25 protein-coding genes and 1 pseudogene are annotated in these 23,684 nt (G+C 67.8%); 8 read left to right on the forward strand and 18 right to left on the reverse strand.

Annotation, left to right across the window (positions count from 1 at the left end; all coding sequences use genetic code 11):
• Window positions 1–27: 27 nt before the first annotated feature.
• The 4 genes from AC07XB_RS27600 to AC07XB_RS27615 are packed head-to-tail and all read right to left on the reverse strand — an operon-like array spanning window position 28 to window position 3,879.
• The gene (locus AC07XB_RS27600) at window positions 28–972 is read right to left on the reverse strand and encodes a substrate-binding periplasmic protein (protein WP_492832600.1); all 945 of its coding nucleotides are present in this window, start codon (window positions 970–972) and stop codon (window positions 28–30) included.
• A gap of 3 nt (window positions 973–975) precedes the next feature.
• Complete coding sequence (locus AC07XB_RS27605; protein ID WP_416052454.1) at window positions 976–1,806, reverse strand: ABC transporter ATP-binding protein; 831 nt, start codon at window positions 1,804–1,806, stop codon at window positions 976–978.
• Window positions 1,800–2,834 (reverse strand): ABC transporter permease, encoded by a 1,035-nt coding sequence (locus tag AC07XB_RS27610; protein WP_492832602.1) that lies wholly within the window; start codon window positions 2,832–2,834, stop codon window positions 1,800–1,802. The genes AC07XB_RS27605 and AC07XB_RS27610 overlap by 7 nt, the downstream gene beginning before the upstream one ends.
• Window positions 2,815–3,879: an ABC transporter substrate-binding protein gene (locus AC07XB_RS27615; RefSeq protein ID WP_492832604.1), complete on the reverse strand. Its 1,065-nt coding sequence runs from the start codon at window positions 3,877–3,879 to the stop codon at window positions 2,815–2,817. The genes AC07XB_RS27610 and AC07XB_RS27615 overlap by 20 nt, the downstream gene beginning before the upstream one ends.
• 209 nt (window positions 3,880–4,088) lie before the next feature.
• Here AC07XB_RS27615 and AC07XB_RS27620 point away from each other — a divergent pair, with 209 nt between their 5' ends.
• Window positions 4,089–5,087 carry a GlxA family transcriptional regulator gene (locus tag AC07XB_RS27620; protein WP_253930791.1) on the forward strand — a complete coding sequence of 333 codons (999 nt, stop codon included), beginning with the start codon at window positions 4,089–4,091 and terminating at the stop codon, window positions 5,085–5,087.
• Window positions 5,088–5,094: 7 nt separating this feature from the next.
• On the opposite strand, the gene AC07XB_RS27625 is transcribed toward AC07XB_RS27620, so the two are convergent.
• The 4 genes from AC07XB_RS27625 to AC07XB_RS27640 all read right to left on the reverse strand — a co-directional run bounded on the left by AC07XB_RS27625 (window position 5,095) and on the right by AC07XB_RS27640 (window position 8,189).
• The gene (locus tag AC07XB_RS27625; protein WP_492370877.1) at window positions 5,095–5,469 is read right to left on the reverse strand and encodes a hypothetical protein; all 375 of its coding nucleotides are present in this window, start codon (window positions 5,467–5,469) and stop codon (window positions 5,095–5,097) included.
• Between the two features lie 153 nt (window positions 5,470–5,622).
• Window positions 5,623–6,168: a VOC family protein gene (locus tag AC07XB_RS27630; protein ID WP_492832606.1), complete on the reverse strand. Its 546-nt coding sequence runs from the start codon at window positions 6,166–6,168 to the stop codon at window positions 5,623–5,625.
• Window positions 6,169–6,222: 54 nt separating this feature from the next.
• Window positions 6,223–7,074 carry an S-formylglutathione hydrolase gene (gene fghA, locus AC07XB_RS27635; RefSeq protein ID WP_492832608.1) on the reverse strand — a complete coding sequence of 284 codons (852 nt, stop codon included), beginning with the start codon at window positions 7,072–7,074 and terminating at the stop codon, window positions 6,223–6,225.
• A gap of 8 nt (window positions 7,075–7,082) precedes the next feature.
• Window positions 7,083–8,189, reverse strand: a complete 1,107-nt coding sequence (locus AC07XB_RS27640; protein ID WP_253930794.1) for an S-(hydroxymethyl)glutathione dehydrogenase/class III alcohol dehydrogenase — start codon at window positions 8,187–8,189, stop codon at window positions 7,083–7,085.
• A 326-nt stretch (window positions 8,190–8,515) separates the two neighbouring features.
• Here AC07XB_RS27640 and AC07XB_RS27645 point away from each other — a divergent pair, with 326 nt between their 5' ends.
• Window positions 8,516–9,295, forward strand: coding sequence for an IclR family transcriptional regulator (locus AC07XB_RS27645; protein ID WP_492807271.1), 780 nt, complete (start codon window positions 8,516–8,518; stop codon window positions 9,293–9,295).
• A gap of 51 nt (window positions 9,296–9,346) precedes the next feature.
• Here AC07XB_RS27645 and AC07XB_RS27650 read toward each other — a convergent pair whose 3' ends face one another.
• Window positions 9,347–9,862 carry a hypothetical protein gene (locus AC07XB_RS27650; RefSeq protein WP_492370873.1) on the reverse strand — a complete coding sequence of 172 codons (516 nt, stop codon included), beginning with the start codon at window positions 9,860–9,862 and terminating at the stop codon, window positions 9,347–9,349.
• A 21-nt stretch (window positions 9,863–9,883) separates the two neighbouring features.
• Complete coding sequence (locus AC07XB_RS27655) at window positions 9,884–10,573, reverse strand: flagellar brake protein (protein ID WP_492370872.1); 690 nt, start codon at window positions 10,571–10,573, stop codon at window positions 9,884–9,886.
• Window positions 10,574–10,879: 306 nt separating this feature from the next.
• Here AC07XB_RS27655 and AC07XB_RS27660 point away from each other — a divergent pair, with 306 nt between their 5' ends.
• A complete protein-coding gene (locus AC07XB_RS27660; protein WP_492832610.1) occupies window positions 10,880–11,626 on the forward strand; it encodes a flagellar brake protein in 747 nt (248 codons plus the stop codon).
• A gap of 51 nt (window positions 11,627–11,677) precedes the next feature.
• Here the strand turns inward: AC07XB_RS27660 and AC07XB_RS27665 are convergent, their stop codons facing one another.
• From AC07XB_RS27665 to AC07XB_RS27700, 8 genes are all read right to left on the reverse strand, one after another.
• Window positions 11,678–12,652 (reverse strand): bifunctional helix-turn-helix transcriptional regulator/GNAT family N-acetyltransferase, encoded by a 975-nt coding sequence (locus tag AC07XB_RS27665; RefSeq protein WP_492832612.1) that lies wholly within the window; start codon window positions 12,650–12,652, stop codon window positions 11,678–11,680.
• A gap of 81 nt (window positions 12,653–12,733) precedes the next feature.
• Window positions 12,734–13,081 (reverse strand): AtuA-related protein, encoded by a 348-nt coding sequence (locus AC07XB_RS27670; protein WP_492370870.1) that lies wholly within the window; start codon window positions 13,079–13,081, stop codon window positions 12,734–12,736.
• Window positions 13,082–13,115: 34 nt separating this feature from the next.
• A complete protein-coding gene (locus tag AC07XB_RS27675; protein WP_492832614.1) occupies window positions 13,116–14,468 on the reverse strand; it encodes an acyclic terpene utilization AtuA family protein in 1,353 nt (450 codons plus the stop codon).
• A 41-nt stretch (window positions 14,469–14,509) separates the two neighbouring features.
• Window positions 14,510–15,496: a Bug family tripartite tricarboxylate transporter substrate binding protein gene (locus tag AC07XB_RS27680; protein ID WP_492832616.1), complete on the reverse strand. Its 987-nt coding sequence runs from the start codon at window positions 15,494–15,496 to the stop codon at window positions 14,510–14,512.
• Between the two features lie 434 nt (window positions 15,497–15,930).
• A complete protein-coding gene (locus AC07XB_RS27685; protein WP_492370867.1) occupies window positions 15,931–16,302 on the reverse strand; it encodes a mechanosensitive ion channel protein MscS in 372 nt (123 codons plus the stop codon).
• A gap of 124 nt (window positions 16,303–16,426) precedes the next feature.
• Window positions 16,427–16,705 (reverse strand): hypothetical protein, encoded by a 279-nt coding sequence (locus tag AC07XB_RS27690; protein ID WP_492370866.1) that lies wholly within the window; start codon window positions 16,703–16,705, stop codon window positions 16,427–16,429.
• 126 nt (window positions 16,706–16,831) lie between these two features.
• The gene (locus AC07XB_RS27695) at window positions 16,832–18,199 is read right to left on the reverse strand and encodes an NTP/NDP exchange transporter (RefSeq protein ID WP_492370865.1); all 1,368 of its coding nucleotides are present in this window, start codon (window positions 18,197–18,199) and stop codon (window positions 16,832–16,834) included.
• Between the two features lie 7 nt (window positions 18,200–18,206).
• Window positions 18,207–19,142, reverse strand: coding sequence for an aldo/keto reductase (locus AC07XB_RS27700; RefSeq protein WP_492831538.1), 936 nt, complete (start codon window positions 19,140–19,142; stop codon window positions 18,207–18,209).
• A 140-nt stretch (window positions 19,143–19,282) separates the two neighbouring features.
• On the opposite strand from AC07XB_RS27700, the gene AC07XB_RS27705 reads away from it, so the two are divergent.
• The 5 genes and pseudogenes from AC07XB_RS27705 to AC07XB_RS27725 all read left to right on the forward strand — a co-directional run.
• The gene (locus AC07XB_RS27705) at window positions 19,283–19,747 is read left to right on the forward strand and encodes a DUF3995 domain-containing protein (protein WP_492831539.1); all 465 of its coding nucleotides are present in this window, start codon (window positions 19,283–19,285) and stop codon (window positions 19,745–19,747) included.
• Window positions 19,748–19,912: 165 nt separating this feature from the next.
• The gene (gene pobA / locus AC07XB_RS27710; protein ID WP_492370862.1) at window positions 19,913–21,103 is read left to right on the forward strand and encodes a 4-hydroxybenzoate 3-monooxygenase; all 1,191 of its coding nucleotides are present in this window, start codon (window positions 19,913–19,915) and stop codon (window positions 21,101–21,103) included.
• 79 nt (window positions 21,104–21,182) lie between these two features.
• Window positions 21,183–22,049, forward strand: coding sequence for a branched-chain amino acid ABC transporter permease (locus AC07XB_RS27715; RefSeq protein ID WP_492370861.1), 867 nt, complete (start codon window positions 21,183–21,185; stop codon window positions 22,047–22,049).
• Entirely contained in the window at window positions 22,046–23,062 is a 1,017-nt protein-coding gene (locus AC07XB_RS27720) for a branched-chain amino acid ABC transporter permease (protein ID WP_492831540.1), read from the forward strand. Before AC07XB_RS27715 ends, AC07XB_RS27720 begins: the two co-directional genes overlap by 4 nt.
• Window positions 23,059–23,571: pseudogene (locus AC07XB_RS27725) on the forward strand (ABC transporter ATP-binding protein); the annotation flags it as partial. The gene AC07XB_RS27720 and the pseudogene AC07XB_RS27725, both read left to right, overlap by 4 nt.
• Window positions 23,572–23,684: the final 113 nt, after the last annotated feature.

Genomic DNA, 23,684 nt, shown 5'->3' on the forward strand with positions numbered 1-23,684 from the left:
TTGTCTTTGGTGTTGCTTGGCGGGGGCTTAGTGGCAAATCAGCCCGCTCTCCACCAGCATCATGTTGAAAGCGGCGTCGCCGGCGGCCGCGTCGCGCAGCCGTGCAAGGCGCCCGTCGCGCTGCCAGCGCGCCAGCCATTGCGCCAGGTAGCGGGCGGATTGCGCGTCCGGCTGGCGCAGCGCCAGCGCCGCGCCCTCGCCGTCGAGCACCAGCGGCGCCGCGGTAAAGAAACGCCACTCGGGCAAGCGCATCACCCGGGCGACCAGCGTGGCGTCTTCCGCCACCGCCGCGCACTCGCCGCGGCGGAACGCCAGCAGTGCCTGCAGCGCGGAGGGATAGCTGCGCAGCACGGCGCCGGCGCGCGCCAGCGCGGGTTGGAAGGGGCTGCCCGCGCTCACGCAGGCCGTCTTGCCATTGAGGGCGTCGAGCCGGCTGACCGGCGTGTAGCGCAGCGTCAGCAAGGTGCCGCGCGGCGTGGCCGGTGCCGGCACGGCAGCCGCGCGCGGACGTGCGGCGTCCTGCGGCGCGCCGAAGGCGAGGTCGATATCCGTGTTGGCACCGTTGCCGAAGCTCGCAACGGGCAGATGGCGCAGCCGCACCGGTACGCCCAGCGCGCGGCCGAGCTCGGCGGCCAGTGCGGCCTCGCCCGGGTCGGGCTCCGCGATCAGGGGCCGGCCCGGTGGCGTGGGGCGCGGATAAGCGTGCACGCCCACCACCAGCTCGCCGCGCGCCCGGGCCTGCAGGAGCAGTGGGCCGGGCTCGGCCGGTTGTGCTTGCCAGGGTGCACCCGTGAACAGCCAAAGTGGCATGGCCATGGCACCGGCGGCCAGTGCCATGGTGCCTGCCGCGCGGCGCGCAGCACGCAGCGCTGCCGGCGGGATGCGGGGCAGGGCGCGCGCTGGGTTGCGCCCTTGCACCGCATGCGGGCCCAGCCACCCGGTGCCGTTCAGATGCCAGAGTTCATCGGGCATGGCTTACCATCCCTGGCCCAGCCCCAGCAGGCCCAGGATCTCGCGGCGCAGCCGGATCAGCTCGGGATCGTCGCGGTGGCGCGGGTAGTCGCGATCGATCTTGATTTCCGCCGTGATGCGGGCGGGGCGTTCGCTGAACACGATCACGCGGGTTGCCAGCAGCAGTGCTTCTTCCACGTCGTGGGTGACCAGCAGCGCGGTAAAGCGCGAGCGCTGCCATAGCGAAACCAGTTCGCCCTGCATGCTCAGGCGCGTGAGGGAATCGAGCTTGCCCAGCGGTTCGTCGAGGATCAGCAAGCGTGGCTCGTTGACCAGCGCGCGCGCCAGCGCGGCGCGTTGCGCCATGCCGCCGGACAGCTGGCGCGGATAGGCCCGCGCGAACTCGGTCAGGCCGACGCGCGCCAGCGCATCGTCCACGCGCTCGCGCTGGCTGCCGAGCAAGCCGCGCGCCTCCAGGCCCAGTGCGGCGTTGTCCCAGACGGTGCGCCACGGGTACAGCGTCGGGTCCTGGAACACCACCACCCGGCTCGGGTCCGGCCCGCCGATCGGCACGCCATCCACTGCCAGCGTGCCGCGCCGCGGCGGCTCCAGCCCGGCAACGAGCCGCAGCAGGGTGGACTTGCCGCAGCCGCTGGGGCCGAGCAGGGCCACGAATTCGCCCGGCTCGGCCGTCAGGCTGACGCGGCTGAGCACCGGCAATACCTGGTCGCGCAGCGTGAAATGGTGGCTCACCTGGTCGATCGTCAGGCGCACGCCGTTGCTGGCGCTGTCCCTGCCGGTGGCGGCTTGCGCAGGTTGGGCCTGGGCGGGTTTGTCGAGCACGGCGCTTACCATTTGACCACTCCTTTTTGCCATGCCAGCAGGCGATCCCGTGAGCGGAACAGCAGCGTGATAAGCCCCGAGAAGATGATCGCCATGACCAGCAGCGCGCCGTACATGCTGGCGTAGGCGGCCCAGCCCTGGGCCCATTGCAGATACCAGCCCAGCCCGGACTTGACGCCCAGCATCTCGGCCACCACCAGCACGGAGAACGACGCGCCAAGGCCCATGAACAAGCCAACGAACACGCTGGGCAGCGCCGCGGGCACCGCCACCTTGAGCACCAGGAAGCGCTCCTTGGCGCCGAGCGTGCGCGCCACGTCGTAGTACGCCGGGTCGACCGCCGCCACGCCTGACCAGGTCAGCACCGTGACCGGGAACCAAGTGGCCAGCGCCACCAGGAAGGTCGCGGCGCTGGCGCTGCTGGGAAAGGCGAAGAACACGATCGGCAGCCAGGCCGTGGCCGGCAGCGGGCCCAGCAGGCGCAGCACCGGATGGACCCAGTAGCCCGCGCGGGTCGACCAGCCGATGGACACGCCAGTCAGGAAGCCCGCCAGCGCACCCAGCAGGTAGCCGGTGGCCAGCAGGCGCAACGAATGCGCCACCGCCTCCGCCAGCCGTGCATAGTCTTCGACAAAGACTTCGACAAGCGCCTGCGGCGGCGCGAAGAAGGGGCGCGGCAGCAGCCCGAGCTTGGCGGTCACCACTTCCCAGATGAAGGTCAGCACCGCCAGCACCAGCAGCCATGGCCCTGCGCGGCGCAACGAGGCGCCAATGCTGCCCAGCCGGTGCTGCACGAAGGCCAGCACCAGCAGCACCACGGCAATGCCCGCGAACAGCGAGGCGGTCTCATGGGTCAGCGGCCAATCCTCCGGCTCTGGCCAGAACTTGACGATGGCCGCCACGCTCAGCCAGGCCGCCGCGGCCAGCGCGCCACCCAGCCAGACGCGCGGCACGGCGGGCGCGGGCACGGCCAGGAAATCATCGTGCGCATCCTGCAAGCCATGCGCACCGTGTTGCCCTTCAGCCGAGAACGTTGGCATAGATGCGCTCCGCGAATTTGTTGGAGTCGGTGCCCGGCCGGATGACCGACACCAGCTTGAGCTCGTCCGTGTATTGCGCCAGTTCCTTCTTCAGGTCCGCGCCGACCGGATGGTGGCCGTGGGTGTGGCTCTTGAGCATGGCCACCACATCGGCCTGCGGCACCTTGGCGAACTCGGCAAAATGCCGGGCGGTTTCTTCCGGGTGGGCTACCGTCCAGTCCTGCGCCTGCAGCACGGCGTGCGTGAGCGCGGCGGCGGCCGGCTTGTCCTCGCGCAGCAGGCTGCCGCGAATCCCCAGCACGCAGCAGGAGCGGTTGGCGTATTCATCCGACAGGTTGGTGGCCACCTCGACCAGGCTGCGTTCCTTGCGCAGCAGGTAGGTGCGCGGATCGCCATCGGCGGCGGCCTGGGCCTCGCCCTTTTCCAGCGCGATGCCGAGCAGGTCCGCCGGGTATTGGCGCCACTGCACGTCGCGCACCGGGTCGATGCCGCGCTTGGCCAGCAGGATGGAGAAGAAATTCTTGGCCGGGCTGGCCATGTCGCTGACCGCCACCGTCTTGCCCTTGAGGCTCTTCAGGTCGGTCACGCCGGAATTGCGCAGGGTGAGCAGCCGCATGCAGCCGCCGTGGGTGGCGGCGGTCAGCTTCACGTCAAAACCCTGTTCCAGCGGCTTGAGCCAGCGCAGCGCCATGCCCACGCCCGCATCCGCCTTCTTGGTCGCAATGGCTTCCAGCAACTGGTCGGTGGAGCCGCCGAAGTTGATCAGCTCCACCTCCAGCCCATGGTTGCGGAAGATGCCTTCCTTCACCGCCGCGGCGACCGGCGCCAGGCACACGCCGCTGGCGTTCCAGGCCAGTTTGATCGGCTTGAGCGGCCCCGCGGCGCTGGCCCGGGACGTCCAGACAAAGGGCGCGATGCCGCTGGCCACGGCCAGCGTGCCGGCTGCCTGTAGCCAGCCGCGGCGGCTCAGGGTGGCGGTGCTGCGCGGGTTGTCCGCGGACGCGGGACGGTGGTCGGCCAACGGTTGCTCTGGCTCTTGATGCATGACACTCCTCGTTAGGCGGCGGTATGCCCGATGTGGTGGGATGTGGACGATATGCACCATGCTAAGAACAGGTTCACTGCAATAGAACGAATTTGTTGGCACAAGCTTGCACGCCCAGCGACTAATGCGGCCGCTGCATATGCTTGTACCGAGGCGGTGGCCGATGGCCCGCTGGGTTAAGATCGCCGCTTTCCACTCCGGTCAGATCGATGCAAGCGCAGGCAGTCGCCGCCCCAAGGCGGGTGGATATCGTGGTGTACCCCGGTTTCAAGGCCATGGAGGCGATCGGCCCGATGACGGTGTTCGACTACGCCAATGTGCGGCTGGCCCAGCTCGGGCAGCCACCGGCCTATGCCACGCGGGTGGTGGCGCTGGAGGCCGGCCCGGTGCGCTCGGACACGCTGATGACGCTGGAGGCCACGGCGCGGCTCGATCCCGTGCTGCTGCCGGATATCGCGGTGATCGTCGGCGCGCGCGACATTGAGCGGGCCATGGGAGACGCCGAGGGCATCGTGCCGTGGGCGCGCGCCGTGGCGCCACGCATCGGACGATTGATTGCGCTGTGTTCGGGCACCTTCTTCCTGGCGGCGGCGGGCGTGCTGGACGGGCGCCGCGCCACCACGCACTGGAGCGTGGCCACGCTGCTGCGCCAGCGCTTTCCGGCCGTGGAGGTGGATGCGGATGCCATCTTCATCCGCCAGGGCAACCTGTGGACGTCCGCCGGGGTGACCGCCGGCATCGACCTGGCGCTGGCCGTGGTGGAAGAGGATCTTGGCCGGGACCTGGCCCTATACCTGGCACGCGAGCTGGTGGTCTACCTCAAGCGCCCGGGCGGGCAATCGCAGTACAGCCTGCACCTGGCCAGCCAGGCGACCAGCCATGCCGGCATTCGCGGGGTGCAGGACTGGATCCTGTCCGACCTGGCGCACGATTTCACGCTGGAGGAAATGGCGGGGCGGGTGGCGATGAGCGAGCGCAATTTCCGGCGCGTGTTTGCGCGGGAGGCGGGTGCCAGCCCGATGGCGTTCATCGAGTCGGCGCGCATCGAAGGGGCGCGGCGGCTGCTGGAGCAGGGTGAGCTGCCGCTCAAGGCCATTGCGGCGCGCACGGGCTTCGGGTCGGATGAAGGGCTGCGGCGCGCGTTCCTGCGCCAGCTAGGTATCACGCCGCGCGAGTATCGCGAGCGGTTTGGGGCCGTGCAGCCATAGCGCAGGGTTACTGATTGCCTGTGGCAGGCGATGCGGCCGCGGCGGGCGCATTGGCGTGAAGGCCCGGATCCTGGCTCGCCGGCGTATCGGCGGCGCCCGTGCCGCCGATGCCGTTCTGCGTGCTGTCTTGCGAGCGCTGGCGACCCCGGCCGCGGCCGCCGCCACGCCCGCTGGTCCCGACCGGCGCGGCGTGGTTCTGCCGCAACTCCTGGTTGATGCTGTCCACCGTGCGCGGCGAAGGCGTCATGCGCGCGAAGTTGCTCTGGATCGCGTTCATGGCTTCGTCGCCGCCGGCGGGCGAGCCTTGCGCAAAGGCGGCGCAGGAGAGCAGCAACGTGGCAGCCACGGGAATCAGGCGGAAAGTGCGGGCGCTGCGGAGCATCGTGATGTCCTTCGGGGTTGTCGCGTTCCCGGGGGATGCTAGCAGCATGGCGTGCCGGCGGGCAACGCGGCGCCCGACGGATTCCGTTTCAGCGGCCACCAGCTTGTTTCAACGTATTACCAAGCGGCGCCGCCTGCCCAAAGCGAAGCGGTTCTACTCCAGGTTCTGCCCGATACGCCACAGCACCCCGGATGGGTCCAGCAGCACGAAATCCCGCATCTTCCACGGCTGGTCCTGCGGCGGCACCAGCCTTACGCCGTAGCGCCCGGCGAGGTCCTGCGCGTTGACCTTGTCCCACCAGGCCCCGACGTCCTCCACCAGCAGGTGCATCATCAGGTTCTCGGCCAGGTCTCGCACATAGAAATTTTGCAGCATGAAGCTGCACGATCCGTGATGCAGGTAGGCCAGGCTGTCGTCGCTCCACGGCATGACGAAACCCAGGTCCTGGTAGAACTGCTTGGAGAGCGCGAAATCGCGGGCGGGCACGAAGGCCTTGAGTTCGATGGCGGACAGGTTGCTCATAGTATGGGTGCCGCCAGGCCAGGCCAGGCCAGGCCCGGACGAGCGGCTGTGGTTGGCTTTTTGTTTTGAGTAGGAACGCAGGTAAATGCCCCAGCGCTGCTGCACACGCATCACGATCCAGACATTGTCGTGTTGGGTCAGTACGTCGCCATCGGCGCCGCGGATCGATGTCGACATGGCTCGTGCGTGCAGGGGAGCGGCAGCTTGCCGCGCCCCCGCCGGCGGCGCACTTCAGAGCTGCGCCGCGTGGTGCCGGATATGGTTCTCCATCAAGGTGGAGATGAAGTAGTAGCCGTGGTCGTAGCCCTCGTGCCGGCGCAGCAGCAGCGGCTGCCCGATGGCGGCGCACGCGGCTTCGAAGACCTCCGGATACAACTGCTCGGCGAGGAATTTGTCGGCCAGGCCCTGGTCGACCAGGATGCCGCGGGGGAAGGGTGCCTTTGCCTGGCGCGCCATCAGCGCCGAGGCATCGTACTGTTCCCAGCTGGCGCGATCCTCGCCCAGGTAGCGGCTGAGCGCTTTCTCGCCCCAGGGGCAACGCGTGGGCGCGGCAATTGGCGCGAACGCCGACACCGACCGGAAGCGCCCGGGGTGACGCTGCGCCAGCACCAGCGCGCCGTGCCCGCCCATCGAATGGCCGAAGATGCCAACGCGCTGCGCATCGGCGGGCAGCACCGTGGTGACCAGGTCGAACAGCTCTTGCGTCACGTAGCTTTCCATGCGCCAGTACTGGCTCCACGGCGCCTGCGTGGCGTCCAGGTAGAAGCCCGCCCCCACGCCGAAATCCCACGACTCAGCCTCGCCAGCAATGCCGGTGTCGCGCGGGCTGGTATCCGGCGCTACCAGGATCAGGCCGTGCTCGGCCGCATAGCGCTGGGCCCCGGCCTTGATCATGAAGGTTTCCTCGGTACAGGTCAGGCCGGCCAGGTAGAAGAGCGCGGGCAGGCGCTGTTCGGGCTGGACCAGCGCCTGCGCGGGCAGGAACACCGAGAACCGCATCGGCAGGCCGATGGTGGCCGATGCATGGCGATAGAAGCGCTGCACGCCGCCGAAGCAGCCGTGCTCGGAGAGAAGCTCGAGCATGGCCGGCCTCAGTACAGCACGACCGAGCGGATCGACTCGCCGCGCTTCATCAGGTCGAAGCCCTCGTTGATGCGCTCCAGCGGCAGGGTGTGGGTGATCAGGTCGTCGATGTTGAGCTTGCCCTCCATGTACCAGTCGACGATCTTGGGCACATCGGTGCGCCCGCGCGCGCCGCCGAAGGCCGATCCCTTCCATTCGCGCCCGGTCACCAGCTGGAACGGCCGGGTGGAGATTTCCGCGCCGGCCTCGGCCACGCCGATGATGATGGACTTGCCCCAGCCCTTGTGACAGCACTCCAGCGCCTGGCGCATGACCTTGGTGTTGCCGATGCACTCGAAGGAGTAGTCGGCGCCGCCATCGGTCAGTTGCACGATATGGTCCACCACGTTCTCGACTTCATTCGGGTTGATGAAATGCGTCATGCCGAACTTGCGTGCCATGGCTTCGCGGCCCGGGTTCAGGTCCACGCCGATGATCTTGTCCGCGCCCACCATCTTGGCCGCCTGGATCACGTTCAGGCCGATGCCGCCGAGGCCGAATACCACCACGTTGGCACCGGCTTCCACCTTGGCGGTAAACAGCACCGCGCCCACGCCGGTGGTCACGCCGCAGCCGATGTAGCAAACCTTGTCGAATGGCGCGTCCGGGCGGATCTTGGCCAGCGCGATTTCCGGCACCACGATGTGGTTGGCAAAGGTGGAGGTGCCCATGTAATGGAAGATCGGCTTGCCATCGATGGAAAAGCGCGAGGTACCGTCGGGCATCAGGCCCTTGCCCTGGGTCGAGCGAATGGCTTGGCAAAGGTTGGTCTTGCGCGACAGGCAGAATTTGCACTGGCGGCATTCCGGCGTGTAGAGGGGGATCACGTGGTCGCCCGGCTTGAGCGAGGTCACGCCCGGGCCCACGTCGGTGACGATGCCGGCGCCTTCGTGGCCCAGGATGGCCGGGAAGATGCCCTCCGGGTCGGCGCCCGACAGTGTGTAGTAGTCGGTATGGCAAATACCCGTGGCCTTGATCTCCACCAGCACTTCGCCAGCGCGCGGGCCGTCCAGGTCCACTTCTTCCACGGTCAGCGGGGCGCCGGCTTTCCAGGCGATGGCGGCTTTGGTCTTCATGATGGTTTTCCTTGGTAGTGGCTGGCAGCCAGGGCGCCGGCCCGATGTCTGGGGACGCAAGTCCGCGCCGCGCGGTACAAGCCCGGGCGCGGCGTCTTTCGTCAGCAGAGACTATACGTCGATCCGGCTGGCCATGGACGCCCGAAGCGGCGGATTTGGCCCTGGGCGCCCCCTGTTTGGCCAAAAACGGGGGTTGGCCGGCCGGGTTGGTTGACCGGGGCGGCGGCTACGGCTTAAATGCCGGTTCCACCCACGCGCCGCCGCCCACGCTCAATGTCCTTGCCGTATTGCCTGTCCGCCTCGCCCACCACCCGCAAGGAGCGGACATGAGTCACGACGCCGAGCGCACCTCCCGCGCCTCGCCAGTGCAACGCGCCCTCTGGATCCTGCGTGCCCTGTCCGACCCGCAAGTGCGTCGCCTGTCCGACGTGGCGCGCGCCACCGGGCTGGACCCGGCCACCGCGTCGCGCCTGCTGGAGTTGCTGGTGGCCGAAGGCTTTGTCACTCGCGATGCCAGCCGGCGCTTTGGCATTGGCCCGGAGATATTCCAGCTGGCTGACGTGGCCCAGCGCCGGGTCGACCTGCGCGCGCTGGCGCGGCCGAGCCTGGAGCGGCTGGTGGAGGAGTTCGAGGATACCGCCGTGCTGACGCTGGCCAGCCGGGGCGAATCGGTGGTGGCGGATATCGAGCTGGGTACATTCCCGATCCGCGCCAACTATGTCGAGATCGGCACACGCCGCCCGCTCGGGGTGGGCGCAGGCAGCCTGGCGGTGCTCGCCTGGATGCCGGAAGCCGAGCGCACCGCGCGGACCCGGCTTGGCAAGGCGCAGCGCGCGCGTTACCCGCGCCTCACTGCCGAGGTGATCGGCGAGCAGATCGAGGCCGCCCGTGCGCGCGGCTATGCCTTGTTCCTGGATTGGGTGGTCGACAAGATGGGCGGCATCGCCGTGCCGCTGCTTGACTACGAGGGCCGCCCGCTGGGCGCGTTGAGCGTGGCGGCACTGAGCGAGCGGATCTTGTCTCGCGAGGCGAAGATGGCGCGCCGGCTAAAGGAGGAGGCGCGGCGTATCACGGGCGCATGGGCGCGCCGGGCGCTGGGAGACTAGTGCAATAGTGCAATAGTGCGTCTGCGCGGCGCGTCTCTGCGCCGGCGTGCCTCAAGGCATGTCGAACTGTTCCGCCGGCTTGCCCTGGTCCAGTTCCGGCAAGCCTGCGGAATACATCACCGCCCAGTTATCGGGACCCAGCCCGCCATCGCGACAAGGCAGGCTGGCGATGCGCTTCTGGTCTTTCTCCACGACCAGCCCTTCCTTCTCCCAGCCCTTGCCGCTGCCGGCATAGACCACATAGTCGTAGCCGCCGTTGGAGAACCTGAAGTAATCGGTGCCGCCGCCTGAGTAAGCCGTGACACCCCAGCGGAAGTGCTTGCGCGGATCATCCGTGAGTTTCGGGTACGCCAGTTCGACGGCGCCCTTCTTGCCAAAGCGGTACTGCACATACCCCTTGGTTTTGGACAGGTCCGGCGAGGCGCAGAGCGATACAAGCTTGTTGCCCTTGACGGTGCAGGAGAACGCAACTTGTTCGTCCTTCGTGCACAGGGAGTCGCGCGCCGTTGCCGTCAGCGAGAACATCGAAAGCAGCAGGGCGCCGAAGACGCGATGCGAGTGGTACATGGATGGCTCCGGGAGGGGGGCTCAGGCGAGCAAGGCAGCCTGATCGAACGCGACGAATTCGCAGCCGTAGTGGTGTACCACATCATCGGCTGTATTCACCAGTTGGTAACGCACCACGCGCACGCTGACTTCGAGCCTGGCCAGCGAGCCAAAGCTGAGGATGCCTCTGGGGAGCACCGCCCCGACGGCCAGTGCAGTTGTCCCTGGCGTGCGCGAGCGCAATCCCACGCCGGAAGCCGATAAGTCGGCAATGTCCAGGACGAGTGCGGTGCCGTCAGGCAACGGGGCCTCGAACGTGTAGTTGTAGTCCAGCGTCTCTGCCCGGTAGTCGCGCCGCCGCTGCACCTGGGACAGCATCTCCGGGAGCGGCACGGCGAATGCGGTAGCACCGGCGAATACGCAGCGCTTCGCGGCGCCCAGGGCAAGCGTGACCGAGACATCGTCGAGCACGGTCGAAAGCTCGCTCTGTGCGCTGGCCAATACCGCCTGGTTGTCAGATTCGTTCTCGCATCCCTCAAGCGTAAACTGGCGCGCTGCGACATCCACGAACAATACCCGCGAGCGCAAGGTGCGCCCATCCGGCAAGCGCAAGTCGAGGTAGCGCTCCTGCGTAGCCAGGACATCCAGCATGTCGTGGATCTCATCCGCAAGCGCGTGCTGGTATCCATCCGGTGACGGCGGGTCTATCGAAGCGGGATCAAGTCTATTCATGGGCTGGTGTGGCTGACAGGCAAAGGCGGCCGCAAGCATGGCTGCTAAACGTTGCCTAACGGCAGGAATCTGCCAATCTTTAGTCCGGGCGAGAGCGCGACGGATGCCTAAAGAACGTGCTCGCAATGCCGTTAGAGCCGTCGGCATGCAAACGAATAAATGAATGATACACAGCAGGGAAGTGCAGCCTCGAAGCTGGATGCGCGCAGCGTTGTCCGATCCAATATCCAATGTCTTGAATGAGTTAGTTGCGATGAATCGTAGCGCGCGCGCGGCAATGCTCCTGGGCCACCCGGCACCATCACCATGGCTTCGGCAGCCATAGGCACGTCCTTGCCGTTTCCATCGGCGGCAAACGGCGATGTCGAGCGGATCAGCGATCCGGACCAGGTACTTGAGATCCTGCAGGATCTGGTTCGCAAGCGCATCCGGCTCCATCTCCATCCTGCGCAGCAGTGCCGGGTGGCTTCGAGCTTTCTGTTTATCGATCCATCCAAAGACACCTGCGTGCTCGCGTGGTGCCGCAATGGCGTGGAGCTGGAGGCAATCCTGAACGCCAGCGATATGGCGGCTTCGGCGTCGATGGGCGACATCACGTTCCAGTTGCGCATCGCTTCTGCCGCCGTCACCCGTTTCGACGGCGGACCGGCGTTTCTCGTCCCTTACCCAACCGGGATCTATCAAGTCCCGCGCCGCAGGCATTTCCGCGTCCGCCCGCACGAGGAAAAACAGTGCCGCTGCCAGATCCTGTTAAGCGACGGCCAGCTCGTGGAGATGGAAGTCACCGACGTGTCGGTGTCCGGCGTGGGCTTGCGCTCCCGCAGAGTCGGCCCGCAGCGCTTGCCGGTCGGGACCTGGATCGCTGAATGCCATCTGGACCTTGGCGAGCTGGGCGGGCTGAACCTGGCATTACAGGTGGTGCGGCATCGAAAGGCTTGGCGTGGCGACGAGGCGCACCATCATTTTGGCTGCCGCTTTGGCCAGATGGATGTCCAGGCCGCGAAGTGGCTGCAGCGCGTTGTGTTTGCGCTGGAGCTGGCCGGCCGCGAGTAAGCAGGTAAGCCGGCCGCTCAGCATCGCTGCGGCAATGGTCGGACATCAAGCTCATCGCTTGGCGGCATTGCGCACAAAGCGCTGCTCCGTCACGGCAGCCCCCCATTGCTCTCCTGGCGCCTCCTGCGCAAGTTGAAACCCGTGGGACTCATAGAGATGGCGCGCCGCGTCGAGGCCCTTGAACGTCCACAGGTAGGTTTGCCTGTAGCGTGCATCCGCGAAATCCAGCGCGCGTTCCAGCAACTGGCGTCCGACGCCGGTGCCGCGCAAGGCGTTGTCGACGATAAACCAGCGCAGGTGGGCAATCCCGCCCGGTTCGCCATCGATGGCGATGCTGGCCAGCGACCGGCCGCCTTCCAGGCACAGCCACAGTTGCCTGTCCGGCGATGGCAGGCTGGTCGCGAAACCAGCCAGCTCGGTGGCCATCTTGTTTTCGAAGAAGCTGCCGAAGCCCACCAGTTGCGAATAGAAGCGGGCATGCAGGCTGGCGATGTCGCCGATGCAGCCCGGCCGGTAGCCTTCCTGGATCCCGCTGCCCGCGCCGGCATCGTCCCCGGTGGTCTTTTGCGCGTTGTCCGCGGCAAGCGCATCCGCATAGATCGACAGGGACCGGACCAGCGCTTGCTGGTCGGCCGGGGTCAGCCGCCGCAATGCGCTGGAGACCTGTTCCGTGGCAAAGCCATCGATCTGGTGGTGCAAGTGCCTGCCGGCGTCGGTCAGGTTCAGATGGGACGAGCGAGCATCATCGGTCGCGGCCGTGCGGACGACGAGACCCAACGATTCGAGCTTGGCGAGCTGCCGGCTTGTATTGGACTTGTCCAGCCGCAGGATACTGGCCAGATCCCGCGCCTGCAGCCCCGGCGCCAGCCCGATCTCGATGATGGCGTGCACCGCGGAGGGCGCAAGCTGGCTATCGGCCAGCGTGGTCCGCATGAAGCCGAGCTCACGGACCAGCTTTCTGGAGAACACCCTGAGCGCGGCGATCGTGGCATCACGCGACTCGGGCAGGGGCTCGACGATATCCATGGTGGTTCCATTGGTTGCGTATCGCAACCATAATAGTTGCGGATCGCAAGTTTTTCAAGGAACCCAGCCGGAGAGGCCGGCCTACGCCGGTCCGCGCAACAACGGGGCCAAGGCCTGCGGCACCTCCACCTCGAATCGCAGCACCGCGCTGCCTAGCGCCTTGCCGTAGTTGTCCAGCGCCAGGCTGCGCGACACGCCGCCTCCCAGTGCGCCATGCGCGACGAAGTTGAGCACTTGCAAGCCATCGGCTTCGAAGCGCTCGACCTTGCCGGCGACCACGCCGCCATACAGGCTCTTGAAGGCTTGGGCGGTGAGTTGCGCCTTGAGATACGGGTAGAACGCGGCGTCGTAGGCGATCACCGAGGTGTTCGAGATATCGCCCTTGTCGCCGGACCGCGTATGTGCCACGCGCCTTAGCAGAACTTTCATGGGATGTGCCTCGCAGCGGATCAAAGGAAATGGATCAAAGGAAATGGATCTCGGAACTGACCTGCGCGCGCGGCACCAAGGCCGACCACACGCCGATGATCTCGCGCGTGCGCTCCTGGTGCGGCACGCGCTTGCCGGTGGAGGCCAGGCCGCACACGGCCATGCTGTCGATCTCGCGGCCGACCTTGGCGGCTTGCGCGCGGGTGAGGGTGCGCGCGGCCACGCGCACGGCGATCTCGTTGGGCTCACAGGCCGGCGCCGGGGAGGCCTCGCCGTGGATGGCGTTGACGCCGAGGAAGTCGATGCGCAGCGCTTGCGCGTCCAGCCCGGCCATCTGGAACCGGTGCGCCAGGATGGTCTTGGCCAGCTGCGCTTTTTCCAGGCAGCCGGGGCCGGCGTAGAAGAACATGTCCTCGCCGATAAAGCCCTCCGTGCAACCAAGCGAGACCTTGAGCGTGGGCGTGCGCGGCGATCCGCTGATGCCGCTCACGCGCACCTGGTCGGGCGCAACCTGCTCCAGCTGCGCCGTGGTGAAGTCCACCACCACGTCCGGCGTGATGTAGCGGCGCGGGTCGTGCACCTCGTAGAACATCTGCTCCTTGACGGTCTGCAGGTCGATGCGGCCGCCGGTGCCTGCCACCTTGGAAATCACGGCCGTGCCGCTCGCGTCCACCTCGGCAATCGGGAAGGCGAGGTTCCACGGCTCGGGCACGTCCTTGTAGCCCGGGTCGCCAAAATAGCCGCCGGTCACCTGTGCGCCGCATTCCAGCAAATGGCCGATGGCGCTGCCGCGCGCGAGCAGCTCGGTATCTTCAGGCTGCCATCCGAACGCATGCATCATCGGCGCGAGAAATAGGGAGGGATCGGCCACGCGGCCCGTCACCACGATTTGCGCGCCGGCTTGCAGCGCGCGCACGATCGGCTCCGCACCCTCATATGGCTCGGCCGAGATCAGCGAGCCGCGCAGGGTGGCGATGGGCGCGCCGGTCTCCAGGATCTCCAGTTGCTGGTCGCAGATGGTGCCGGTCAGGTCGGTGGTGGTGATCGCCGCGATCTTCACGCCGGGCAGGCCGAGCTCTGCGCACAGCTGCGCGATGCGCCGCGCCGCGCCCAGCGGATTGATCCAGCCCTGGTTGCTCACGATGCGCGTGCCGTTGGCGATGCAGTGCGGCAGCACGGCGCGCATGCGCTCGTCGAGGTAGGTGTCGTAGCCTTCGAAGGCGGGGTCGCGGCGTTTTCGCACCTGCGCGGCGCAGACGGTGGCCTCGGCCATGGTTTCGAAGCAGAGGAAATCGAGCTTGCCGTGCTGCGCGCTCAGGGCCGCGGGTTCGACGCGGTCGCCCCACCAGCCGGAGCCTGAGCCAATGCGCAGGGTCTTGGTTGCCATGACGGGATCCTTGGTTTGTCGTTTTGCGTGGAATCTTGGGCTTACTGGGCCTGGATGCCTGCGCTCTTGATCACGCGCGCCCATTTCTCGGTATCGGCGCGGATCACCGCGGCAAAGGCGGCAGGCGAGTCGCCGCCGGGCACCGCGCCAAGCTGCTCGATGCGCTGCTTGACCTCGGGCGTGGCCAGCACCTTGGCCACCGCTTGCTGCAGGCGCGCCACCAGCGCGGGTGGCGTGCCGGCCGGGGCCAGCAGGCCGAACCACGAGTTCACCACGTAGCCGGGCAGGCCGGATTCCGCCACGGTGGGCACATCCGGCAGGATGGGAGAACGCTGAGGGCTGGTCACCGCCAGCGCGCGCACCTTGCCGGCCTGGATTTGCGCCAGCGCCGAGGGCAGGTTGTCGAACATGAGGTTGACCTGGCCCGCCAGCAGGTCGGTCATGGCGGGCGCCGCGCCCTTGTACGGCACGTGTTGCATCTTCACGCCGGCCATGCTGTCGAGCAATTCGCCGGACAGGTGCGGCGAGCCGCCGGTACTGGTGGAGGCGTAGTTGAGGCCGCCGGGCCGCTGCCTGGCCAGCGCGATGAGTTCGGCCACGGATTTGACCGGCAGCGTGGCATTGGTCAGCAGCACATTGGGCGAGTTGGCGACCAGCGTCACCGGCGCGAAGTCCTTGGCCGAGTCGTAAGGCATGCGCGCATAGATGAACTGGTTGGTGACCTGGGTGCCGAGCGTGCCCATCAGCAGCGTGTAGCCGTCCGGGGCGGCCTTGGCCACGGCCTCGGCGCCGATGTTGCCGCCGGCGCCGGGCCGGTTGTCCACCACCACGGTTTGTCCCAGCGGCTCGCCCAGTTTCTGCGCCACCAGGCGCGCGAGGATGTCGGTGGTGCCACCGGGGGTGAAAGGCACCACCAGCCGCAGCGGCTTGGCGGGGTAGTTGTCCGCTGCGCGCGCCGGCAGCGCAAGCTGGGCGCACAGGGCGGCACAGGCCATGGCCGCCAGGCGCAGGGTGGCACGTCGGTGCATCGTTGTCTCCTCGCAGGCGCTGCCGTGACGGCAGTGCCCGGTGGTTTTGCCGTGTGCGCGGGTGCGCCACAGCATTTCGTTTAATGAAATTTCTTTTGGGTGATCTTATGCATTAGCCAGTTTGAAGGTCAAACAAAGACTATAGATTTTCATTGAATGAAAATTCGATGCTTTGCCAAGGGGCCCTGTGGCCCTGGTCCCGGTGGTACTGTGCGAGCTGCCGATGAAGCGGGCCGTGCTGGGCGCGCTGACGGCGGGCGCCTCGCGCGTATATCGCGCCGTACCGCCAGGGCAAGCTGCCGGCGGACCGTATGCTGACCGGCACGCTCGGGCTCGAAGGCATCAATGATGGCTTCGGCCGGCTACGCACCGGGCAGGCGATCCGGGAGATGGTGACGATGGGGGATTGGTGCGGTGCTTGGGGGTAACCGCGCTCAGTACCCTTGATACCCCTGGTACCCCTGGTATTGCGGCTGCGGCGCCTGCTGATAGTAATAGGGCGCCGGCTGCGGCGCGCATGGCACGTACGCGCGATCGTAATCCCGATAGCAGTATCCCGGCGGGGGGCCATATGCCGGCTGGGGCGGCGCGGCTACCACGACCGGCTGGCTGGCCACGGCGGTACCGACGACTGCCAGCCCGACCAAGGCGCCGATGGCCAGTGCTACTGCGCCGGCGGAACCGCCACCGCCGTGGTAGCCGCCATCGTGGTAGCGGTCGCGTGCAGAGGCAGGTCCTGCGGCCAGCAGCGCGGCGGCGATGAGGCCCGCGCCGATGGCGCGGGTGGCACGATGGGTGTTGCGCATGACTGACTCCTTGAGACGGCCAGCGGGGGCGGCTGGCCATGACGTCATCTTAAGGGTCAGGCGTCTGCGGAATAGATTGGCGCGGTTAGCAGATGTAACGCCAATACCACCGTGATCACGCCGATCAGGGGGCGGGGCGCGGCGGCGGCGGGGGCGATTGCGGGGCCGGAGGCGGCGGCGCGGCGTCTGCGCCCGGGGCGGCCGGCGGCGGCGCCTTCTTGTGATGGTGCTTGTGCTTATGCTTCTTGTGGCGCGCAGGCTGGGCCGGCATGGGCGTTGCCGTGGCCCGCTCGCCCTGTGGCTGCTGCGGCTGGGGCGGTGCAAGCTGGGCGTGGGCGATGCCGCCCAGGGCAAGGGCGGCTGCCAGCGCGACTGCCTTGAGGCTTGGAATTCCGGGTTTCATCAGTACTCCTCAAAAAATAATCCGTCACAACAGTCACAATTATCCGCACTGTGACGGTGGATGCGGTGTAGGACAAAGCCTGATTCGCGTATCGTGTTTGTAGCTCCCTGCATCAACTAGCGCTACTTAAGCGCCGCTGCCATCACGCGGCACCGGCGTCATCCCGACGCGGGCCGCCGCCGGCGCGTTCCCGGCCTGGCCTTCATGCTGCCGGCCAAGCCACCATCCCAGCCACGCCCATCCCAGCGCCAGCGCGGCGCCGGTGAACGCCACCACGGCCGGGTGGCCGGAAAGCGCATCGATGGCGGTCTTGAACCAGGCACTCACGGCATCGCCGGCGCGATAGACGGCGGTGTCGATCACATTCTTCGCCTTGTACTTGGTCTCGGCATCCACCACGGTAAACAGCATCTCCCGCCCCGGGCGCAGCAAGGCGTATTCCCCCACGCGGCGCAGGATCATCACCCCGGCCAGCACGCCGAAGGTGGGCCACAGCGCCAGCACCAGGAAGCCAGCCGCCACCGCCAGCGGCACCGCCGTGAGCAGGGAGGTCACGCCATAGCGCCTGGCGATGCGCCCCGACAGGAGCACCTGCACCAGGATGGTCAGCGCCTGCACGATGGCATCGATGGCGCTGAACACCTGCGTCTGCTGCGTGCGGCTGGGAAAGGTCTGCGCCATCAGCCTGGCCTGCTCGAAGTAGAGGAAAGTACTGGCCGTGGCCAGCAGGATCACGAACAGACTGATGCCAAGCAGGTAACGGGACCGCGCCACCAGCGTCAGCCCTGCCCAGAGCCCGCCTCCGATGGGTCGGGCCGGGTCTTGCGCCGGCACCGGATCGTCCGTCACCGGCACGCCCGCGCCGGCGCGCTTGCGCCAGCCGAACAGGTAGCCCACGCCGGGCAGCGTGGCCGCGAGCAGCGCGGCCGACAGCACCATCAGCCCGGTCAGGCCGATGCGCGTCACCAGCCAGCCGCCCAGCAGCGGGCCAGCCAGGCCGCCCGCGCTGGCGCCGGCGGCCAGCAGGCCGAACAGCCGGCGCGCCTGGCCGGGGCGGAACACGTCCGCCATCAGGCTCCACGCCACCGACACCACGAACAGGTTGAACACCGATAGCCAGACGTAAAACACGCGCGCCAGCCAGATGTTGTCCGGCGCGCCACGCGTGGCCACGGCAAAACCCAGCAGGTTGGCAATAAAGAACGCATAGACCCAGGGCACGAAACGCCGGCGGGGCAGCCGCGCGCTGCACAAGCCATAGAAGGGAATGGCCACCAGCATGACCACGAAGGTGGCGGTGAACAGCCATTGCAGGTTTTGCACGCCGCCGGCAATGCCCATGGTCTCTCGCACCGGGCGCAGCATGAAGTAGCTGGCGAACAGGCAGAAGAAGAACAGGAAGCCAGCCGCGACGGCGTTGCCTTCACCGGGCTGGATGCCAAGCCCGTGCCGGGTGGCCTGCCTGGGGTCCGCGGAGTTTATGGGGTCTGCCATGATGGGTTCAGGCGGCCAGCAGCGCGGCAATGCGCTCGCGCTGGCGCGCATCGGGCATGCGGCCAAGGCCCGCGCCAAGGTTGTCCTGCATGTTGCGGGGCTTGGAGGTGGCTGGGATCGCTGCCGTCACCGCGGGGTGGCTGACAATGAATTTCAGGAAGATCTGGCCCCAGGACGCGCAGTCGATCTCGCCGGCCCAGGGCGGCAGCGGCCGGTCCTTGACTGCGCGGAACAGGCGCCCGTCCTGGAACGGGCGATTGACCAGCACGGCCACGCCGCGCTCCTGGCACAGCGGCAGCAGCGCGCGTTCGGCATTGCGCTCGGCCAGGGAATAGTTCAGCTGCACAAAATCCAGGCGTTCGCTGCGCACGATCTGCGCCAGCGCCTCATGCGCGTCCTCGCGGTAGTGGGTGATGCCGACATAGCGCGTCTTGCCCTGATCCTTCAGTTGGCGCGCAAAGCGCAGGTTGTCGCGCCAGTCGATCAGGTTGTGGACCTGTAGCAGATCCACGGTATCGCAATGCAGGTCGCGCAGCGACTGTGTCCATTGCGCCTGCGCCGCGCCGCCGGCCGGGCTGGATATCTTGGTGGCCAGGAAGACTTTGCTGCGGGCATTGGCGTCGCGCAGCAGGTCGCCGGTGACGCCTTGCGCGCTGCCATAGCTGGGCGCGGTGTCGATCACCGGACCGGACGTTTGCAGCAGCAAGGCCAGGACCTCGGCCAGCGGGGCGCGTTCGGCGCGTTCGGTTCCCACGTTGAAGGTATTGGCCGTGCCCATGCCGATCACCGGCAGGGTTTCGTGGCCGCCGGGCAGTGCCCGGCGCAATGGCCCGGCAGCGGGCGGCGCCGCGAGCGTGCTGGCGGGCCAGGCGCCGCAGGACAGGCTAAGTGCGGCGGCAAGGCGCGCGCCGTGGCCAAGAAAACGGCGTCTATCGGATGACATGACGATCTCCTTGCTGGTGGGCCCGGAACCTGGCGGCCGGGGCTGCGGCATTTAGTCACTGCGCGCCGCGCAGCGGCCCGGCTAGCTTAAGCTGTTGCCTCGATCCGGATCATATTCTCACAGATAGGAAACCTGCCGCCATGGTCGCTCTGCTGGTCGCCTGCACCTACCTCTTGCTTGCCGGTGTGCATGTCTACTGGGCGCTGGGCGGGCGCCTGGCAAAGGATGCCGCTGTTCCCCGTGTGCCGCGCAAGGTAGCCGCCGGCGACATTGCGCCACCGGCAACGGCGAGCGCGATGGTGCCCGCCTTCACGCCCTCGCGCACGGGCACGCTGCTGGTTGCCGTCGGCCTGACGGTGGTGGCCTTGATGGTGGGCGCGCGCGCCGGGCTGGCCACGGCGCCTTGCACCGGGCCGGTCCTGCAATGGGCCATCGGCCTGGTCGCGCTGGCCATGCTGGCCAGGGCAGTGGGCGATTTTCGGCTGGTTGGCTTCTTCAAGCGCATCACCGGCTCTTCGTTTGCCTGGCTGGATACGCGGGTCTATTCTCCCCTGTGCCTGACGCTGTCCGCTGGCCTGGCGTACGTGGCGATCCTCCCGCCCTGAGCGTCGCCGCATTCCTGGCAGCCGCCTGCGCCGTATCGCAAGAACCCCCGATTGCAAAATGAAGTGGCGCGTCTGACAATGCCCAGCACCAGAGGCCGGGCGCTGCCGCCACGGCCCATCCGGCGGGCCACGCAGGCAACGAAAAACGGGGGACGGGAGACCACGATGCGCACCCAGGTCGCGATCATCGGCGCCGGGCCGGCAGGCCTGCTGCTGGGCCATCTGCTGCGCCGCGCCGGTGTCGATGCCGTGGTCATCGAGGACCGCAGCCGCCAGCATGTGGAAGGACGCATCCGGGCGGGCGTGCTGGAGCAGGGGACCGTCGACCTGCTGGTGGCATCCGGCGTGGGCGAGCGCCTGCAGCGCCAGGGCCTGCGCCACCATGGCATCGACCTGTTGTTCGACGGGGTCCGGCACCACATCGACCTGTCCGGGCCAACCGGCGGCCGCGCCATTACCGTGTATGGCCAGCACGAAGTGGTCAAGGACCTGATCGCCGCGCGCTTGGCGGATGGCGCGCCCATCTTGTTCGAGGCCAGCGGCGTGGCCCTGCATGGCGTTGACAGCAGCAAGCCCAGCGTCACGTTCACCCACGGCGGCAAGCGCCACACGCTGCATTGCGATTTCATCGCCGGCTGCGATGGCTTTCATGGGGTCTCGCGCGAGGCAATTCCGCCGGCTGCGCTGCAGGTGTTCGAGCGGCGCTATCCGTTTGCGTGGCTGGGCATCCTGGCCGAGGCCGCGCCCGCCGCGCAGGAACTGATCTATGCCAGCCATGCGCGCGGCTTCGCGCTGTTTTCGATGCGCTCGCCGCAGATCACGCGGCTCTACCTGCAATGCCGGCCCGACGAGGATCTCGCCCAGTGGCCCGACGCGCGGATCTGGCAGGAACTGCACGCCCGCCTGGAGACCGGCGACGGCTGGCGGCTCAACGAGGGCCCCGTGCTGCAGAAGGGCGTAACGCCCATGCGCAGCCACGTGGTGGAGCCCATGCAATACGGCCGGCTGTTCCTGGCCGGCGATGCCGCTCATATCGTGCCGCCCACCGGCGCCAAGGGCATGAACCTGGCCGTGGCCGACGTGCGCACGCTGGCGCGCGCGTTGGCCGCGCACTATGGCGAGCGCCGCGACGACCTGCTGGCGGCATACTCCGCCACGTGCCTGCGGCGGGTCTGGCGTGCCGAGCATTTTTCCTGGTGGATGACCGCGTTGCTGCATCGCTTTGCCGACCAGACCCCCTTCATGGCGCGGCTGCAGCAAGCCGAGCTGGAATACGTTGCCGCTTCGCCCGCCGCCGCCGCGGCTCTCGCGGAAAACTATGTCGGGCTGCCATTCACCACCTTCGAGGGCGATTGAGTGCCCGTCCCGATCGCCATACAGGAGATGTCATGACAAAGCTTGGTTGCGCGCCACCGTGGCCGGGGGAGGGCCGACGATGATCGCCAGTTTTCTCGGCGTGCTGTTCGACGGGCTGGCCTATGGCTGCCTGCTGTTCCTGATCAGCGTAGGGCTGTCGGTGACCATGGGCCTGATGAATTTCGTCAACCTGGCCCACGGCGCGTTCGCCATGTTCGGCGGCTACGTGGCGGTGGTCCTGATGACCCGGGCCGGCGTGCCCTTCCTGGCGACGCTGCCGCTAGCCTTCGTGGGGGCCGCGGTGGTGGGCTGGGTGCTGGAGCGCACCCTGTACCGGCGGCTGTACCGCGCCAGCCATCTCGACCAGGTGCTGTTCTCGATCGGGCTGACCTTCATGGCGATCGCGGGGGCCACCTACGTGTTCGGGCCGGGCCAGCAGCCGGTGGCGCTGCCCGACTTCCTGCTCGGCCAGGTGCACGTGGCGGGCCTGGACCTTGGCGCCTATCGCTTGTTCCTGATCGGCGTGGTGGTGGTCATCACCGCGGCGCTGGGCTGGCTGGTGGCGCGCACGCGCTTTGGCGCGCAGGTGCGCGCGGCGGTGGACAACCAGCAAGCGGCGCGCGGCCTGGGCATCAACGTGGAGCGGGTATTCAGCCTGACCTTCGCGCTTGGGTCCGGGCTGGCCGGGCTGGGCGGCGGGCTGGGCATCGACGTGCTGGGGCTCGATCCGTCGTTCCCGCTCAAGTACATGGTGTATTTCCTGCTGGTGGTGGCGGTGGGCGGCGCGGGCACCATCCGCGGCCCGCTGGTGGCGGCGCTGCTGCTTGGCGTGGCCGATGTGGCCGGCAAGTATTACGTGCCGGCGGTAGGCGCCTTTGTCATCTACGCGCTGATGGTGCTGCTGCTGGTGCTGTTCCCAGCCGGCCTTTACGGGAGGCGGGCATGAGCGCTGTTGACGAGCTGCCGAATCGCGCGATCGAGCGGCGTACCCATCTGCCCGACGGGCGCTGGCGCGTTGGCGAGATCGTGTTCTGGCTGGTGCCGGTGGCAGTGTTCTTCCTCTTGCCCGGCTACCTGATCCTTGGCAGCCAGGTGCTGATCACCGGGCTCTTCGCGCTGTCGTTGGATTTGCTGCTGGGCTACGCCGGGATCGTCTCGCTGGGACATGCGGCCTTCTTCGGCCTGGGCGCCTACACCGCCGGGCTGCTGGCCGCGCATGGCTGGGGCGAGCCGGTCTCGGGCCTGCTCGCGGCCGGCGCGGTGGCTGGCCTGGCGGGTTGGCTGGCAAGTTTCCTGGTGGTGCGCGGCGGCGACCTGACCCGGCTCATGGTCACGCTGGGCATCGGGCTGATGCTGTTCGAGGCGGCCAACAAGGCGGCCTTCCTGACCGGCGGCGTGGATGGCCTGTCGGGCGTCACCATGGCGCCGTTGCTTGGGCTGTTCGAGTTCGACCTGTTTGGCAAGACCGCCTACCTTTACAGCCTGGTGGTGACGTTCCTGTTGTTCGTGCTGGTGCGCAGGCTGGTGGCTTCGCCCTTCGGGCTGTCGCTGCGCGGCATGCGCGAAGGCGTGCGCCGCATGCCGGCGCTGGGTGTCGACGTGCCGCGCCGCCTGGGCGCGGTGTTCGCCGTGGCGGCGGCGCTGGCCGGCGTGGCCGGTGGGCTGCTGGCGCAGACGACACAGTTCGTCGGCATGGATGTGCTGGGCTTCCCGCGTTCGGCGGAACTGCTGGTGATGCTGGTGCTGGGTGGCGCGGGCCGCTTGTACGGCGCACTGCTCGGGGCGGCCGTGTTCATGGTCGCGCAAGATGTGCTGGCGGGCATCAATCCGGTGTACTGGCAGTTCTGGATTGGCCTGCTGCTGGTGGTGATCGTGCTGTTTGCGCGTGGCGGGCTGATGGGCGCGCTGGATACCTTGCGCCGTGCCATGCGCCGCAAGCCGGGAGGAGGGCGGCCATGACCAGGTTGCTGCGTACCGAGGGATTGTCCAGGTCCTGGGGCGGGTTTGCCGCCAACAGCGACATCTCCCTGCAGTTTCCGCCGGGCGCCCGCCATGCGCTGATCGGGCCTAACGGCGCCGGCAAGACCACCTTCATCAACCTGCTCACCGGCGCCTTGCCGGCCAGCAGCGGGAGGATCTGGCTGGGCGACGAAGATATCACGCAATTGCCCCAGCACGCACGGGTGCGGCGCGGCATGACCCGGACCTTCCAGATCAACACCTTGTTCCCCGGCCTGACGGTGCTCGAATCCGTGGTGCTGGCGGTGGCCGAGCGCAGCGGTGCCACCCGGATCTGGCATCGCACCGTGGCTTCGCAGCGGGCACTGGCCGACGAGGCCATGGCGGTGCTGGCCAGCCTGCGCCTGCACGCCGAGGCCGATACCGAGACGCGCAGCCTGCCATACGGCAAGCAGCGTCTGGTGGAAATCGCGCTGGCGCTGGCCACCCGGCCCGCCATCCTGCTGCTGGACGAACCCGCGGCGGGCATCCCGGCCGGGGAGAGCGCAGAGCTGTTCGGCGTGATCTCCGGCTTGCCGCGCGACATCACCATCCTGTTTATCGAGCACGACATGGACCTGGT

Source organism: Cupriavidus sp. GW821-FHT02F09, assembly GCF_059421605.1.

Excerpts from the sequence above, each read along its gene's own strand:
- AC07XB_RS27720 (WP_492831540.1), top strand. The coding sequence starts at position 22,046 with ATGAGCGCTGTTGACGAGCTGCCGAATCGCGCGATCGAGCGGCGTACC.
- AC07XB_RS27670 (WP_492370870.1), bottom strand. The coding sequence starts at position 13,081 with ATGAAAGTTCTGCTAAGGCGCGTGGCACATACGCGGTCCGGCGACAAG.
- AC07XB_RS27680 (WP_492832616.1), bottom strand. The coding sequence starts at position 15,496 with ATGCACCGACGTGCCACCCTGCGCCTGGCGGCCATGGCCTGTGCCGCC.
- fghA (WP_492832608.1), bottom strand. The coding sequence starts at position 7,074 with ATGCTCGAGCTTCTCTCCGAGCACGGCTGCTTCGGCGGCGTGCAGCGC.
- AC07XB_RS27685 (WP_492370867.1), bottom strand. The coding sequence starts at position 16,302 with ATGCGCAACACCCATCGTGCCACCCGCGCCATCGGCGCGGGCCTCATC.
- AC07XB_RS27645 (WP_492807271.1), top strand. The coding sequence starts at position 8,516 with ATGAGTCACGACGCCGAGCGCACCTCCCGCGCCTCGCCAGTGCAACGC.
- AC07XB_RS27715 (WP_492370861.1), top strand. The coding sequence starts at position 21,183 with ATGATCGCCAGTTTTCTCGGCGTGCTGTTCGACGGGCTGGCCTATGGC.
- AC07XB_RS27695 (WP_492370865.1), bottom strand. The coding sequence starts at position 18,199 with ATGGCAGACCCCATAAACTCCGCGGACCCCAGGCAGGCCACCCGGCAC.
- AC07XB_RS27660 (WP_492832610.1), top strand. The coding sequence starts at position 10,880 with ATGGCTTCGGCAGCCATAGGCACGTCCTTGCCGTTTCCATCGGCGGCA.
- AC07XB_RS27665 (WP_492832612.1), bottom strand. The coding sequence starts at position 12,652 with ATGGATATCGTCGAGCCCCTGCCCGAGTCGCGTGATGCCACGATCGCC.
- AC07XB_RS27700 (WP_492831538.1), bottom strand. The coding sequence starts at position 19,142 with ATGTCATCCGATAGACGCCGTTTTCTTGGCCACGGCGCGCGCCTTGCC.
- AC07XB_RS27655 (WP_492370872.1), bottom strand. The coding sequence starts at position 10,573 with ATGAATAGACTTGATCCCGCTTCGATAGACCCGCCGTCACCGGATGGA.
- AC07XB_RS27690 (WP_492370866.1), bottom strand. The coding sequence starts at position 16,705 with ATGAAACCCGGAATTCCAAGCCTCAAGGCAGTCGCGCTGGCAGCCGCC.
- AC07XB_RS27630 (WP_492832606.1), bottom strand. The coding sequence starts at position 6,168 with ATGTCGACATCGATCCGCGGCGCCGATGGCGACGTACTGACCCAACAC.
- AC07XB_RS27640 (WP_253930794.1), bottom strand. The coding sequence starts at position 8,189 with ATGAAGACCAAAGCCGCCATCGCCTGGAAAGCCGGCGCCCCGCTGACC.
- AC07XB_RS27615 (WP_492832604.1), bottom strand. The coding sequence starts at position 3,879 with ATGCATCAAGAGCCAGAGCAACCGTTGGCCGACCACCGTCCCGCGTCC.
- AC07XB_RS27620 (WP_253930791.1), top strand. The coding sequence starts at position 4,089 with ATGCAAGCGCAGGCAGTCGCCGCCCCAAGGCGGGTGGATATCGTGGTG.
- AC07XB_RS27610 (WP_492832602.1), bottom strand. The coding sequence starts at position 2,834 with ATGCCAACGTTCTCGGCTGAAGGGCAACACGGTGCGCATGGCTTGCAG.
- pobA (WP_492370862.1), top strand. The coding sequence starts at position 19,913 with ATGCGCACCCAGGTCGCGATCATCGGCGCCGGGCCGGCAGGCCTGCTG.
- AC07XB_RS27600 (WP_492832600.1), bottom strand. The coding sequence starts at position 972 with ATGCCCGATGAACTCTGGCATCTGAACGGCACCGGGTGGCTGGGCCCG.
- AC07XB_RS27705 (WP_492831539.1), top strand. The coding sequence starts at position 19,283 with ATGGTCGCTCTGCTGGTCGCCTGCACCTACCTCTTGCTTGCCGGTGTG.
- AC07XB_RS27625 (WP_492370877.1), bottom strand. The coding sequence starts at position 5,469 with ATGCTCCGCAGCGCCCGCACTTTCCGCCTGATTCCCGTGGCTGCCACG.
- AC07XB_RS27675 (WP_492832614.1), bottom strand. The coding sequence starts at position 14,468 with ATGGCAACCAAGACCCTGCGCATTGGCTCAGGCTCCGGCTGGTGGGGC.
- AC07XB_RS27650 (WP_492370873.1), bottom strand. The coding sequence starts at position 9,862 with ATGTACCACTCGCATCGCGTCTTCGGCGCCCTGCTGCTTTCGATGTTC.
- AC07XB_RS27605 (WP_416052454.1), bottom strand. The coding sequence starts at position 1,806 with ATGGTAAGCGCCGTGCTCGACAAACCCGCCCAGGCCCAACCTGCGCAA.